Raw genomic sequence first — 13,452 nt, forward strand, 5'->3', positions numbered from 1 at the left:
ATGAATTTTCATCCATCTCAAATTATTTCGCAATGCTCGGAATAACAGGTAAACTCAAATTTCCCAATTGATTAACAGCCTGTACTGCAAAAATATAATTATCCTTAGAAAGCGGAATTTTAATAGAAAGTTCAGTCGTAAATATCTTTTTCTGCCAAATCGTACTATCTGTTTCTCTTACTAAAACATAATATCCCGCAACAGTCCCGAATTTCGGTTTTTCCCAATGCAAAACGGTAGAATTAGTAAGTTCTTTCACTTCGATTTCTACGCGCTCGGGTTTCGAAGTTGATTTGGCAAGACTGGCAAGTGCAGCAATATTTAAGGCAACATTTTTCTTGAGATAATTGTAATCTATAAACTCCGGAAGATCTCCATATTTGATGTTTTTTTCTGTTCTTACATCCTGATGCTGATGGTCATAGTTTTCATAATATTCGGTAAGTCTTACTGAGGGAAATCCATAATTGACGAAGCTTGAATGATCTCCACCACGTAGAAATCTGTCGTTTCTGTATATTAATTTCACTTCAATTTTATCTACGTATTTTTCTGCAATCTCTTTTATGTAGCGAGCCAGTTGTCTGGAATCTCCATCATTTTCCAGTCCGATATTTCTTATGCTCATTGCTTTTTTATCTAAATCCATGTAAGGAATTCCCTCACTGAAAACTCTGAGTACGTGATCATTTATTTCACCGGTTTCTCCGGCTTTATTGTTGCCGATCATGTCATTATTTAAAACAGCTTCTATCTGCATATTTTCATTTTTGGCTTTTTCTGCCAATAATTTAGAACCTAACAGCGACTGTTCCTCACCGGAAAACGTAACAAAAATTACAGATGCCGGAAATGAAGATTTACTTAAAATTCTTGTGGCTTCTATAACTGCACTTACTCCACTGCCATCATCGTTTGCGCCGGGAGCAAAAGAAGTTCTGTCCATAATATTGGTGACACGGGAATCCAAATGTGCTGAGATCAGGAAAATTCTTTTATCATTTGGATCTGTTCCTTTGAGATAAGCAATTGGGTTTCCTAAGTTAGTTACTTGGTCTACCCTTTTTCCATCCGGCTGAATGTCTTGTTGTTGTATATAAACCTCCATTCTTCCATTGGAGTTTTTTGAATAATCTTTAAATTTTTTCAGCACCCAATTTCTTGCCGCTCCTATTCCTTTACTTTTATCATCAGTTGAGCTTAAAGTGTGTCTGGTATGAAAACCAACCAGCGTATTGATGTATGATTTTAAAGAATCAGAATTTACTTCAGAAACATATTTTTTCACTTCATCGTCTTTTGGAGGAACCTGTGAATAAATAAATAAAGAAAGGAGCAAATAATAAAAAAAGAGAATATTTCATAACAAATGTGATTTTACGAGAGTATTGTAAATATAAGAAATCTATAGTTTGAGTTACCATTTTTTTCAGTCAGACATTATTCACGTTAAGTTTTTATTATATATTTGTTACAATACAAAAATACTACATGAGCAAACTTTCAGATAGAGTAACAAGACTAGGCTTTTCTCAAACTTTTGTAATGTCTAACAAGGCAAGAGAAATGAAAGCTAACGGAATAGATGTCATCAGTTTAACATTGGGAGAACCCGATTTCGACGTTCCGGACAATATAAAACAAGCCGCTTTTGATGCAATTAATCAAAACTACAGTCACTACTCTCCCGTTCCGGGATTTTTAGAACTTCGTGAAGCAATTTCTAATAAATTAAAAAGAGATAACAATTTAGACTATAAACCAACACAAATCTGTGTTTCTAATGGTGCTAAACAAGCCATTATTAATGTTTTAGCAGCGATTATCAATGATGGTGATGAAGTTTTACTTCCTGCTCCTTATTGGGTAAGTTATGATGAAATGGTAAAAATGATGGGCGGAAACTCTGTCATGATCACCACTTCATATGTTAATGATTTTAAAATCACTGCAGAACAATTAGAAGAGGCGATTACAGAGAAAACTAAGGCTGTTTTATTCAGTTCTCCGTGTAATCCGTCAGGTGGATATTACACGTATGACGAGTTAAAGTCTTTAGCTAAGGTTATTGCTAAATATCCTCAAATAACGGTAATTTCTGACGAGATCTACGAATATATCAATTACGAAACAAAAACGACTTCTATCGCTCAGTTTCCTGAAGTGTATGAACAAACTGCTGTAATTAATGGTATGTCTAAAGCTTTCGCAATGACGGGCTGGAGAATCGGTTATTCTGCATGTCCGGAATGGCTGGCAAAAGCATGTGAAAAAATTCAGGGACAAATGACAAGCGGCGCGAATACAGTTGCTCAGAGAGCTTCAATTGTTGCTTTACAAACCGATCCTTCTGAATACAAATACATGATCGATGCTTTTAAAATAAGAAGAGACCTTGTGTACGATCTGATGCAGGAAATTCCAGGTTTTAAAGTTCTTTTGCCTAAAGCTGCATTCTATTTCTTCCCGGATATTTCTCATTATATCGGTAAAACTTTAGATGGAACAGAAATTAAAGATGCTGATGATTTCGCTATGTTTATTTTAGAAAAAGCTCATGTTGGATGTGTTGGCGGAGTTTCATTCGGAAGCCCGGAATGTATCCGATTTTCTTATGCAGCTTCGGAGGATGATTTAAGAGAAGCGATGAGAAGAATTAAAGAATTATTAAGCAAATTCAATTAAAAAATTATATAAATAAAACACAACCAACACAATAGAAGAATGAACTTTTTCAAAAAACTCACCATTGCCACAAGTATTGCTGCGGCAAGTTTCACAGGGTACGCTTTTGGGCAGGATTTCCAGTGGAAAGAAGCCAAATCTAACGGTTATTCTTACAAATATGTAACGAACGACCCTACTTCGGCGAGATATTATACACTTAAAAATGGGCTAACGGTCATTTTAAGTCCTACAAATAAAGATCCGAGGATCCAGACTTATATTGCTACAAAAGCAGGAAGTAAAACAGACCCCGCAGATCATACAGGTCTTGCGCATTATCTGGAACACATGCTTTTTAAGGGAACAGACAAATTCGGTTCTAAAGACTGGGCAAAAGAAAAACCACTTTTAGACAAGATTGATGCACTTTACGAAAAGTATAATCAAACTAAAGATGAAGCCAAGAGAAAGGAAATTTATAAAGAAATCGATAAAACTTCTGGAGAAGCCGCAAAATTTGCCATTGCCAACGAGTATGACAAATTAATGGCAGATATGGGAGCAGATGGAACAAACGCTTTCACTTCTTTCGAGCAAACTGTTTATACAGAAGATATTCCTTCGAATGTTGTAGATAAATTTTTAACGGTTCAGGCAGAAAGATTCAGGCAACCTGTTTTGAGACTTTTCCATACTGAATTGGAGGCTGTTTACGAAGAAAAAAACAGATCTCTTGATGATGATGGCGACAAAGTTTACGATAAAATGTTTGAAAGTCTTTTCCCAAACAATAATTATGGAAAACAGACAACAATCGGAACTATCGAACATTTGAAAAACCCTTCTCTTACAGCAATTAGAGAATATTTCAACAATTACTATGTTCCTAATAATATGGGAATTATTATGTCGGGAGATTTTAATCCTGATGAAATAATCGCAAAAATAGATAAGGCTTTTTCTTATATGAAATCTAAGCCAATCCCAACTTACAATATCGGTCAGGAAAAAGCAATTACGGCTCCGATCACAAAAGAAGTTTTAGGTCCAAATCCTGAAAGTTTGATGATGGGATTCAGATTTCCGGGTGCTACAACTAAAGATGCAAGATTATTAACTCTCGTTGGAAACATGCTTACCAACGGACAGGCAGGATTGATTGATCTTGATCTTGTTAAAAAGCAAAAATTATTGGGAGCTTACGCTTTTCCTTATGTTTTAAAAGATTATTCTGTTCTTTTATTACAGGGGAAACCTACTGAGGGACAGTCTTTAGATGAAGTTAAAAACTTATTGCTTCAGGAAATCGATAAATTAAGAAAAGGTGAATTTTCGGATGACCTTATCCAATCTATCGTAAACAACGAGAAGAAAAGCATCATTCAGAAAGATGAAAAATATTCGTCAAGAGCTGGTATTTTGATGGATGAATTTACTTCTGATATCGATCATAAAACTTCTCTTGAATATGTAGAAGAGATCTCAAAGCTTACCAAGAAAGATATTATGGATTTCGCTTCAAAATATCTTCAAGCTAACAATTATGTTGCTGTTTATAAAAGAAAAGGTGAAGATAAAAGTATTGTAAAAGTTGACAAGCCTACCATTACTCCGATTTCTGTAAACAGAGAAGATCAATCTGAATTCCTGAAAAAAGTTGAGGAAATGCCGGAAAATGCAATTGCTCCGGTTTGGCTGAATTTTGATAAAGATATCACTAAAAACAAGCTTGGAAATGTAGATGTTCTTTCTGTAAAAAATACAGATAATGCGCTTTTCAGATTGTATTATCATTTCGATTCCGGAAAATGGAATAACAAAATTCTTCCTTTGGCAGCGGAATATTTACAGTATTTAGGTACAAAAGATAAATCTTCCGAAACGATAAGTAAAGAGTTTTACAAATTAGCTTCAAGCTTTAATGTAAGCGCAGGAAACGAAGAAACTTATGTTACTTTGGAAGGTTTAAATGAAAACTTCGATAAAACAATCGCTTTATTTGAAGATTTAATTAAAAATTCTCAGGCAGATCAAAAAGCTTTGGATGCCTATAAAATAAGACTGAAAAAATCAAGAGACAATGCAAAACAGAACAAATCTACCATTATGGCAGGTTTGAGAAGTTACGCACAATATGGCGCTCAAAATCCCTTCAATAATGTTTTAAGTGATGCTGAATTAGATGCTTTAAAAGCGGAAGATTTAATTAATGTTCTTCATGATCTTTTTAATTTCAAGCATAGAGTATTGTATTACGGACCAAAAGCAGGAAATGAAGTTGTTGCTTCTTTAACTCCAGTTCACAAGCTTCCTGCTACATTGAAAGAATTGCCGAAGTCTAAGACTTTTACGCAGGTTCCAACAGATAAAAGCAAAGTTCTATTTGCTCATTATGATATGGTTCAAGCCGAGATCTTCTGGGTGAGAAATTCTGATCAGTACAATGCTTCTATAACGCCGACTGTAAGCTTATTCAACAATTATTTTGGAGGCGGAATGGGTTCTATTGTTTTCCAGACAATCAGAGAATCTAAGGCTTTAGCATATTCTACTTATTCTTATTTCTCACTTCCGAGCAAAAAAGAAGATAAGGATATCGTTATGGCTTACGTAGGAACGCAGGCTGATAAGTTCAATGACTCTACTCTAGCGATGAATGAACTTCTGACAACACTTCCAAAATCTGATCAATTATTCGAAACAGCGAAAAATGGATTGAAAAAATCTATTGCTTCCGAAAGAATAACCCAGGACGGAATTATCTTCTCTTATTTAAGATCCCAAAAGCTTGGAAATAACTTTGATATGAGAAAGAATGTCTACGATCAGGCTCCGAAATTAGCTTTTACAGACATCAACAGCTTCCATGACAAGGAAATGAAAGGCAAGAACTTCACTTACTGCTTAGTAGCATCGCAAGACAAAGTAAATGAAGCCGATATGAAGAAATTAGGCGAAGTAAAAAAACTTAATTTAAACGAAATATTCGGTTACTAAAATAAATGAAAAAGCTCTGGAAACAGGGCTTTTTTCTTTGTACTACATCAAAAACAATTATAGATTTTATTTATCGAAATCAACTTGTTCGATAGATGAAATACTCTTATCTTTGCCACAGAAAATTTAATTATAAAAACGAGAAAATTATGTCTTTAGTAGGAAAAAAATTCCCGAATGTAGCAATTGATGCAATGTCTGAAATGGGTGATGATCTTAGAATCAACATCTTCGAAGAAACAACTAAAAACCAACAGAAAGTAATTTTGTTCTGGTATCCAAAAGATTTCACTTTCGTATGTCCCACTGAACTTCACGCTTTTCAAGAGGCTTTAGGTGAATTCGAAAAAAGAAACACTAAAGTAATCGGTGCTTCTTGCGATACAAACGAGGTACACTTTGCTTGGTTGAACGTTTCAAAAGATAACGGAGGTATTGAAGGGGTAACTTACCCACTTTTAGCTGATACTCACAGACAATTGGCAAACATGCTAGGAATTGTAGATCAGGATTTCGAATATAACGATGAGGGAGAAGAAGTTTTCACAGGTTCTAACGTAACTTACAGAGCAACTTACCTAATCGACGAAACTGGAAAAGTATTCCACGAGTCTGTAAACGATATGCCTTTAGGAAGAAACGTAAAAGAATATTTAAGATTGATCGATGCTTACACGCACGTTCAGAAGCACGGTGAAGTTTGTCCTGCAAACTGGGAAGAAGGAAAAGATGCAATGAAAGCTGACAGAAATTCAACTGCTGAATATTTATCAAAGAATTAATTTAATGTGTTAATATGGCAATGAGATAGTTTGCTGATGATTCTTAGGAGCATTTTCAAATTATCTCATTCCTTTTTTAATTAAATTATTAATCAACAAATCAATTATGTACACAGAATTAACCGAAGATACGTTACAAAATATCGTAACAGACAATGAAAAAGTAGTTGTTCAATACGGAGCAACATGGTGCGGAAACTGCAGAATTATGAAGCCAAAATTCAAGAAATTAGCTTCTGAAAATGACAGTATCCCTTTCCTTTATGTAGATGCAGAAAAATTACCGGAAAGCAGAAAATTAGCTAAAGTTGACAATTTACCTACTTTCGCGATCTTCAAAAATGGTGAATTGGTAAATCAGGTTCAATCTAATCAGGCTGAAAGTTTAATTAACCTTTTTAACGAATTAGCATAATGAAGTTACCCGTAATAAGACAGTTTTACCAAAATCAAACTCCTGAAAATCTTGAAAAAACATTAGAAGTTTTAGAAAGTTTCAGTGAATTCAGAGGAACAAGTGAGGAGGACTTAAACGTTGCAGGTGAGTTAATTACAAACATCTGTGGAGCACTGGAAGTTCACGCCAACGTACAAAACGGAATGAGCGAGAAAGATGCTTTAAATTCTTTTGCTCAAAAGGTTTTAGGATCGATTGATAAATAAAACTTAAACACTAATACCACAAATATTTCACGAATCTACACAAATAAGCTTATAAAAATTTAGTGTTTATTTGTGATAAAATTAGTGTCATTTGTGTTTAAACCACCAAAAATAAAATCCCGATGAAAAGACATCAGGATTTTTTGGGTTTATAAAATTTCTTTATTTTAAATTAGCTTCTTCTGCTCATCAAAATACTCAAGATATACCAGAACAATAACATAATAGAAGCAAAAAGCTGTAACGAAGCTCCTACATATTGATTTGTAGCGTAAGAATCTTTAAGCTTACTTGTTTGATATAAAATTGTTGCAGAAGCCAAAATCACCATTCCTACAGAGAACCAAAGTCCAAGATTGAAACCGAAAAGCATTCCGCCAACGATTAATCCTAATGCGATAAATCCACCAATTACGATGATATTTCTTAGAAAAGAAAAATCTCTTTTAGAAGTAAAAGCAACCGCTGAAATTCCTGCAAACATTGCAACTGTTAATGTCGCTGCTTGGAAAATCACTTGCGCTCCGGAATACACCATCGCAATATAAATTAACGGTAAGAAAATAACCGCTTCAAGCAAAATATAAAATCCAAGTCCCATATATTGCGTTGATTTACTTTGTGAAAGTGACCATTTTGCAGCTAAAACTGAAGCTAACCAAAACACACCAATAATCAACAACCAAGCGAATCTTTGCGCGAACATTGCAACGATCAATTGCTCAGGAACCACTTTTAATAAAACGGTTTCAACTCCAATAAATCCAAGAATCGCCAAAGCAACATGCAAATACGTTTTCTTGTAAAAACTGGCCTTTTCTACGTCTGTAGAATTCGCCACTAAAACATCTGTCATCATAGTTTATATTTTTTATTTAAATATAATTAAAAATAAATTATTTTTTGAATGGCTTAACTCCAAGAATCTTACCATTATTTTCAAAAACTGCTGTAATTACCTCCTTTGGATCAGCAGACTTATCATCAGCGTATTTATATTGGATCATCGGATAACTATTACCGTCTATCAAAGGTTTATAGCCTGTTTTAATGATCGTAAGTTTTTTGCTTGTATTGATATCTGCCGACAGTTTTGTAAACACTTTATCGGTCACTACTTGCTTTGCCTTGTCGGAAAGTAAAGCTTCCATTCCTTTTCTGTCAGATGATTTCAGGGCAGTGATAAATTGCAGAAATTTCCCGTTGTATAGATCAATCTGTTTTTTATTCAGATCTAAAGGAGTTTCTGTCTTTCGATTGTTTTCTACCTTTAAATCAACAACTTCCTGCGAAAAGAAAAGCTGTACAGATAAGATTGAAAGTATTAAAAATATTTTTTTCATTTTAGTAATTTCGGATATAAATTTACAATTGAAGATACGTAAAATTAAATTAATTCTAAAAATTTCATCGTATCCACATTATCCGCATAAGTATCCAAACCTGGATTTTGCGCTTGTCCGAAATATACAGAATCCAGGCCAAGTTCTTCTTTAGCAACAATACATTGAATATTTTCTTCATTTTCAGCAATAAAGCTTTTAACTTCATCCAAAGAAGAATATCTGCTGAAATTAATGACAGAAAGTGGACTGAATAATTTATCATCTTCTTTCATCATCACAAAATTATTATCCCAGAATTTATCCAGATTTAAAAGATAAACTGCTCTGTTGTACTCATAATTATTCGCATATTTATTATGATTGATAATATCCTGATAACCTACAAAACTTTCAAACAATCTGTCAATTACAAAATCCTCCGGAATTAAAATTCTCGTTACATTTCTGCAACCCAATCCAAAATATTGGAAAATATCATTCGCTAAAAGTTTTAATTCTTCAACAGTTTCGTCACCTTTCAAAATGGCAACTGAAGTTCTGTTTTTACGGATAATATTCAGATGATTTTTAAAGTAATATTCTAAATATCTTGCTGTATTGTTGCTTCCTGTTGCAATCACTGCGTCATAACTTTCTAGCCTTTCAACAAATTCATATTCAACATTATCGTTAGAAAACTCTTTCCATTTTTTTAATAAAAACGGAACCATATATCTGTCTTTTGAAGATAATTTAATCACCGGAATATGATTGCTCAACACCACTGAAATCACATCATGCAATCCAACCAAAGGAATATTTCCGGCAAGGATCAATCCTACTCTTTTTGTGATTTTAGAGATAGAATATTGCTTAATCCAATCCTTAATATTTTCTTCCGTCAGCAGATCCGACCATTGTTTTAAAGCAAATTTCTGATTATCAATGGTAAACCATGGATTTTCCATTTCAGACTTTCTTAACAATAATTCAAAATCAGAATCATTCTCGTTATATTCAGCAATATCTTTTGCTAAAAACTCTTTTATATAATCACTTAGGTTAATAAGTCCTAAAACTTGATTTTCGATATTCATAATTACTGTAAAATTGGGGAATATTTTGTAATTTTGTGCAAATTTAAAAAAAATTAGCGATGGCTATTAAAATAACTGATGAATGCATTAATTGCGGTGCCTGCGAACCAGAGTGTCCCAACAATGCAATATATGAAGGAGCAGTAGACTGGAAAGCTTCCGAGGGTACTGAGCTTAAAGGTACTGTCACATTGCCATCAGGACTTACAGTGGATGCAGATGCACCGCAAGAGCCTGTAAATGATGATGTTTATTTTATTGTAACAGATAAGTGTACAGAATGTAAGGGATTCCATGAAGAACCACAGTGTGCAGCGGTTTGCCCGGTAGATTGCTGTGTTCCTGATGAAGATCATGTAGAATCTGAAGAAGCATTGCTTAACAAGAAAGCATTTTTACACGGTGAATAAAAAACGCCGTCTCAGCCAGTATGAGACGGTTTTTTTAACCAAATATTTCAAAAGATCTAAGTAAAATATTAAAAATGAAACGGTAAGCCCGAAAGTTCTTACCAAAACCAAAAAAATAAAAATATGAGCAAAAAGCACAACTTCAGCGCAGGACCATGTATTTTACCACAAGAGGTATTCGAAAAATCGGCAGAAGCGATTTTAGATTTTAACGGTATTGGTCTTTCTCTTCTTGAGATTTCTCACAGAAGCAAGGATTTCGTTGCAGTAATGGACGAAGCGCGTGCGATTGTAAAAAGATTAATGAACCTTGGGGATGATTATGAAGTTTTATATTTAGGAGGTGGCGCTAGTCTGCAGTTTGCGATGGTTCCTTACAACTTGCTAAAAGTTGGCGGAAAAGCGGCTTATTTAGATACGGGAACTTGGGCTGCAGGAGCAATCAAGGAAGCAAAAAAATTAGGTAATGTAGATGTTGTAGGTTCTTCAAAAGAGGAAAACTATTCTTTCATTCCTAAAGATTATACGATAGGTTCAGAGTACGATTATTTCCACTGTACTTCAAACAATACGATTTACGGAACTCAAATGAAGTCTTTCCCTGAAGTTGATACTTTGATGGTTTGCGATATGAGTTCTGATATTTTCTCAAGACAATTGGATTTCTCTAAATTTGATCTAATCTATGCCGGAGCTCAAAAAAACATGGGACCTGCAGGAGTTACTTTGATCGTAATTAAAAAGGAAATCCTTGGAAAAACAGGAAGAGAAAATATGTTGTCGATTTTAGATTATTCTCAGCATATTTCAAAAGAATCTATGTATAATACTCCACCGGTTTTCCCTGTGTATGCATCTCTATTGACTTTGCAACATCTAGAAAACAACGGAGGAATTGCTGCTGCTGAAGCAAGAAATGAAGCAAAAGCAAAACTTTTATATGATGAAATTGATAGTAATCCGTTATTTGAGACGTTTTGTGTAAAAGAAGACCGTTCTTTGATGAATGTTTCGTTCAAATTGATCGATGACAGCAAAAAAGAAGAATTCGACGCTGCTTGGAAAGCTGCGGGAATCAGCGGACTGAATGGTCACAGAAGTTTAGGTGGTTACAGAGCTAGTTTGTACAATGCTTTACCTATTGAAAGCGTGCAAGTTTTGGTAGATGTAATGAAATCTATAAAATAACTATATTAGGCGACTGAAAAAATTGAAAAATTAAGACATTTCAGAAAAATATAAAACCATGAAAGTTTTAGCTAACGACGGAATTTCCGAAGCAGGACGAAAAGCATTGCAAGATGCAGGAATCGAAGTACTAGATAACCGAGTTGCTCAGGATCACGTTATTAATTTCATTAATGAAAATAATGTGGATGTCCTTTTGGTAAGAAGTGCAACCAAGGTAAGACAAGATATTATTGATGCTTGCCCGACTCTTAGAATTGTAGGAAGAGGCGGAATCGGTATGGATAATATTGATGTTGACTATGCCAAAACAAAAGGCTTAAAAGTGATCAATACTCCAAATGCATCTTCAAAATCGGTTGCTGAATTGGTTTTTGGACACTTCTTTGCTCTGGCAAGATTCCTTCACGAATCAAACAGATTGATGCCTTTGGAAGGTGAAACGCATTTTAATGCGATGAAAAAATCTTTCAGCAATGCTTATGAACTTTCAGGTAAAACTTTAGGTGTTATAGGTTTTGGAGGTATAGGTCAGGAAGTTGTGAAGATGGGAATTGCTTTAGGAATGAAAATTAAAGTCTTAACAAGAAAGCCTAAAACAAAGGTTCTTACGTTAGACTTTTTTGACGGACAGACTATAAATTTTGAAATCACTTCAACTAATGATTCAGATGAATTCCTTAAAGACGTTGATTTCATTAGCATTAACACTCCAAAAACAAACGAATATATCATAGATACCGCCCAATTTGAAAAAATGAAAGACGGTGTTTATATTGTCAACACTGCAAGAGGCGGCGTTATTAATGAAGTTACTTTAATTGATTTTATTGAGTCAGGAAAAGTGGCTGGAGCAGCTTTAGACGTTTTTGAAAACGAACCTACTCCGGAACTTCCATTATTAATGAATCCTGCTTTATCCCTTTCTCCACATGTAGGTGGAAATACGGTTGATGCTCAGGAAAAAATCGGATTAGAACTTGCAGAACAAATTATTAAGCTACAAAAAGAAACTATACTATAAAATATGCCTATTTTTAAACCTTTTCGCGGAATAAGACCTCACAAAGACTTTGAGAGTACTTTCCCTACGCATCCTCTTGATAATTTTACTCAGGAAGAGATCGCGGAGAAAGCTCAAGTTGAAAATACTTACATCAATATGATTAAGCCATATGTTGTAAGTAAATCCAAAGATATTGACCGAAATTTAAGGAAGATCCGTTCTACTTTTGAAGAATTAGTGGAAGAGAAAAAACTCGTCCAGGACAGTTCGGCGTATTATCTTTATGAGCAGATCTATCCGAGTAAACAGATTTTCAGAGGTTTGCTGGGTTTGGCAAGTATCGAAGATTTCTGGAGCGGAAAGATCAAAAGGCACGAAAGTACCATTCCTCAGAAAAAGGAAAAACTGGCACATTACCTTGAAAAAGTAAACTTGCAGGCAGAACCTGTATTGTTGACCTACCCTTCCAATTCAAAGATTGAATTATTGATGAATCATGAGGAAAAAAATGTTCCAATCTTCAATCATGTTGATACAAAAGGAATAAGACATAAAATATGGAGAATTGATAACCGATTGAAATTACAACAGTTCAAGGAAGTTATTGATCAGATCGATGCATTTTATATTGCAGACGGACACCACAGAATTGGTTCTACTGCATTGAATGCAAAATATCATAAGGACAAGAACAAAAGGCACAACGGTACTGAGGCTTATAACTTTGTGTATAGTTTTATAGTTTCCAACCAGTCTATTAAAATTCATGATTATAATAGAATTGTGACTGATTTAAATAATTTAGAAACTGCGGATTTTTTAAAGCAATTAGAAAAATATTTTCTGATTCATGAGAAAGAAGGTACGGCATATTATCCTTCTCAAAAATTCCACATTTCTATGTATTTGGATGGTAAATTCTACTCTCTTCACGTAAAGCATGAGCTTCGTTCTCAGGAGATGTCTCTGGATAATCTGGACCACCATCTTATTGATAAATATATCTTTAAAGACATTTTAAAAATTGACGATCCGGACAGTTCAGATAAAATTTCTTATGTAAAAGGAACTTCTAATCTTGAAGGAATCAATCTTTTAAAAGAAAAAATAGACGGCGGAGAAGGAAGAGTCGGATTCGGAATTTTCCCTGTGAGTTTTAATGATATGATCAAAATTTCTGATCTGAAATTAAGCATGCCTCCAAAATGTACATTCATTGAGCCTAAATTGGTTACAGCGTTGCTAATGTACGACATGAAACAATAAAATATTCTTATTTTTTTCCTACTTTTATGCACGGAAAAGAATAAGGTAAAT

Annotated in this window: 13 protein-coding genes; 9 read left to right on the forward strand and 4 right to left on the reverse strand. The window is 34.2% G+C overall.

From position 1 onward, the window contains the following. Positions 1-22: 22 nt before the first annotated feature. Positions 23-1,288, reverse strand: a complete 1,266-nt coding sequence (locus AC1Q7L_RS04165) for a M28 family metallopeptidase (protein WP_492306526.1) — start codon at positions 1,286-1,288, stop codon at positions 23-25. A 203-nt stretch (positions 1,289-1,491) separates the two neighbouring features. Between AC1Q7L_RS04165 and AC1Q7L_RS04170 the strand changes: the two genes are divergently transcribed. From AC1Q7L_RS04170 to AC1Q7L_RS04190, 5 genes are all read left to right on the forward strand, one after another. Continuing rightward, a complete protein-coding gene (locus tag AC1Q7L_RS04170; protein ID WP_492306527.1) occupies positions 1,492-2,685 on the forward strand; it encodes a pyridoxal phosphate-dependent aminotransferase in 1,194 nt (397 codons plus the stop codon). Positions 2,686-2,724: 39 nt separating this feature from the next. Continuing rightward, complete coding sequence (locus AC1Q7L_RS04175) at positions 2,725-5,664, forward strand: M16 family metallopeptidase (RefSeq protein WP_492306528.1); 2,940 nt, start codon at positions 2,725-2,727, stop codon at positions 5,662-5,664. 149 nt (positions 5,665-5,813) lie between these two features. Next, positions 5,814-6,446 (forward strand): peroxiredoxin, encoded by a 633-nt coding sequence (locus AC1Q7L_RS04180; protein ID WP_410690271.1) that lies wholly within the window; start codon positions 5,814-5,816, stop codon positions 6,444-6,446. 106 nt (positions 6,447-6,552) lie between these two features. Further along, positions 6,553-6,861, forward strand: a complete 309-nt coding sequence (locus AC1Q7L_RS04185; protein WP_066758846.1) for a thioredoxin family protein — start codon at positions 6,553-6,555, stop codon at positions 6,859-6,861. Then, positions 6,861-7,109, forward strand: coding sequence for a DUF6952 family protein (locus AC1Q7L_RS04190; protein ID WP_027375263.1), 249 nt, complete (start codon positions 6,861-6,863; stop codon positions 7,107-7,109). The genes AC1Q7L_RS04185 and AC1Q7L_RS04190 overlap by 1 nt, the downstream gene beginning before the upstream one ends. 172 nt (positions 7,110-7,281) lie before the next feature. Here the strand turns inward: AC1Q7L_RS04190 and AC1Q7L_RS04195 are convergent, their stop codons facing one another. The 3 genes from AC1Q7L_RS04195 to AC1Q7L_RS04205 are packed head-to-tail and all read right to left on the reverse strand — an operon-like array spanning position 7,282 to position 9,531. Continuing rightward, positions 7,282-7,968 (reverse strand): Bax inhibitor-1/YccA family protein, encoded by a 687-nt coding sequence (locus tag AC1Q7L_RS04195; RefSeq protein WP_492306529.1) that lies wholly within the window; start codon positions 7,966-7,968, stop codon positions 7,282-7,284. Positions 7,969-8,005: 37 nt separating this feature from the next. Beyond that, complete coding sequence (locus tag AC1Q7L_RS04200; RefSeq protein WP_492306530.1) at positions 8,006-8,452, reverse strand: peptidylprolyl isomerase; 447 nt, start codon at positions 8,450-8,452, stop codon at positions 8,006-8,008. Positions 8,453-8,496: 44 nt separating this feature from the next. Further along, positions 8,497-9,531: an aldehyde dehydrogenase family protein gene (locus tag AC1Q7L_RS04205; RefSeq protein WP_492306531.1), complete on the reverse strand. Its 1,035-nt coding sequence runs from the start codon at positions 9,529-9,531 to the stop codon at positions 8,497-8,499. 59 nt (positions 9,532-9,590) lie between these two features. Here AC1Q7L_RS04205 and AC1Q7L_RS04210 point away from each other — a divergent pair, with 59 nt between their 5' ends. The 4 genes from AC1Q7L_RS04210 (at position 9,591) to AC1Q7L_RS04225 (ending at position 13,401) form a co-directional block, all read left to right on the forward strand. After that, entirely contained in the window at positions 9,591-9,941 is a 351-nt protein-coding gene (locus AC1Q7L_RS04210) for a 4Fe-4S binding protein (protein ID WP_054508722.1), read from the forward strand. Positions 9,942-10,064: 123 nt separating this feature from the next. Then, a complete protein-coding gene (gene serC / locus AC1Q7L_RS04215) occupies positions 10,065-11,129 on the forward strand; it encodes a 3-phosphoserine/phosphohydroxythreonine transaminase (RefSeq protein ID WP_410690266.1) in 1,065 nt (354 codons plus the stop codon). 58 nt (positions 11,130-11,187) lie between these two features. Beyond that, positions 11,188-12,153: a D-2-hydroxyacid dehydrogenase gene (locus AC1Q7L_RS04220; RefSeq protein ID WP_410690265.1), complete on the forward strand. Its 966-nt coding sequence runs from the start codon at positions 11,188-11,190 to the stop codon at positions 12,151-12,153. 3 nt (positions 12,154-12,156) lie between these two features. Further along, positions 12,157-13,401, forward strand: coding sequence for a DUF1015 domain-containing protein (locus AC1Q7L_RS04225; protein ID WP_492306532.1), 1,245 nt, complete (start codon positions 12,157-12,159; stop codon positions 13,399-13,401). Positions 13,402-13,452: the final 51 nt, after the last annotated feature.

This window comes from Chryseobacterium sp. GW823-FHT05E08 (assembly GCF_058795655.1).

Coding starts and splice junctions, on each gene's coding strand:
- serC (WP_410690266.1), top strand. CDS start 10,065: ATGAGCAAAAAGCACAACTTCAGCGCAGGACCATGTATTTTACCACAA.
- AC1Q7L_RS04185 (WP_066758846.1), top strand. CDS start 6,553: ATGTACACAGAATTAACCGAAGATACGTTACAAAATATCGTAACAGAC.
- AC1Q7L_RS04190 (WP_027375263.1), top strand. CDS start 6,861: ATGAAGTTACCCGTAATAAGACAGTTTTACCAAAATCAAACTCCTGAA.
- AC1Q7L_RS04180 (WP_410690271.1), top strand. CDS start 5,814: ATGTCTTTAGTAGGAAAAAAATTCCCGAATGTAGCAATTGATGCAATG.
- AC1Q7L_RS04220 (WP_410690265.1), top strand. CDS start 11,188: ATGAAAGTTTTAGCTAACGACGGAATTTCCGAAGCAGGACGAAAAGCA.
- AC1Q7L_RS04195 (WP_492306529.1), bottom strand. CDS start 7,968: ATGATGACAGATGTTTTAGTGGCGAATTCTACAGACGTAGAAAAGGCC.
- AC1Q7L_RS04210 (WP_054508722.1), top strand. CDS start 9,591: ATGGCTATTAAAATAACTGATGAATGCATTAATTGCGGTGCCTGCGAA.
- AC1Q7L_RS04170 (WP_492306527.1), top strand. CDS start 1,492: ATGAGCAAACTTTCAGATAGAGTAACAAGACTAGGCTTTTCTCAAACT.
- AC1Q7L_RS04200 (WP_492306530.1), bottom strand. CDS start 8,452: ATGAAAAAAATATTTTTAATACTTTCAATCTTATCTGTACAGCTTTTC.
- AC1Q7L_RS04225 (WP_492306532.1), top strand. CDS start 12,157: ATGCCTATTTTTAAACCTTTTCGCGGAATAAGACCTCACAAAGACTTT.
- AC1Q7L_RS04205 (WP_492306531.1), bottom strand. CDS start 9,531: ATGAATATCGAAAATCAAGTTTTAGGACTTATTAACCTAAGTGATTAT.
- AC1Q7L_RS04175 (WP_492306528.1), top strand. CDS start 2,725: ATGAACTTTTTCAAAAAACTCACCATTGCCACAAGTATTGCTGCGGCA.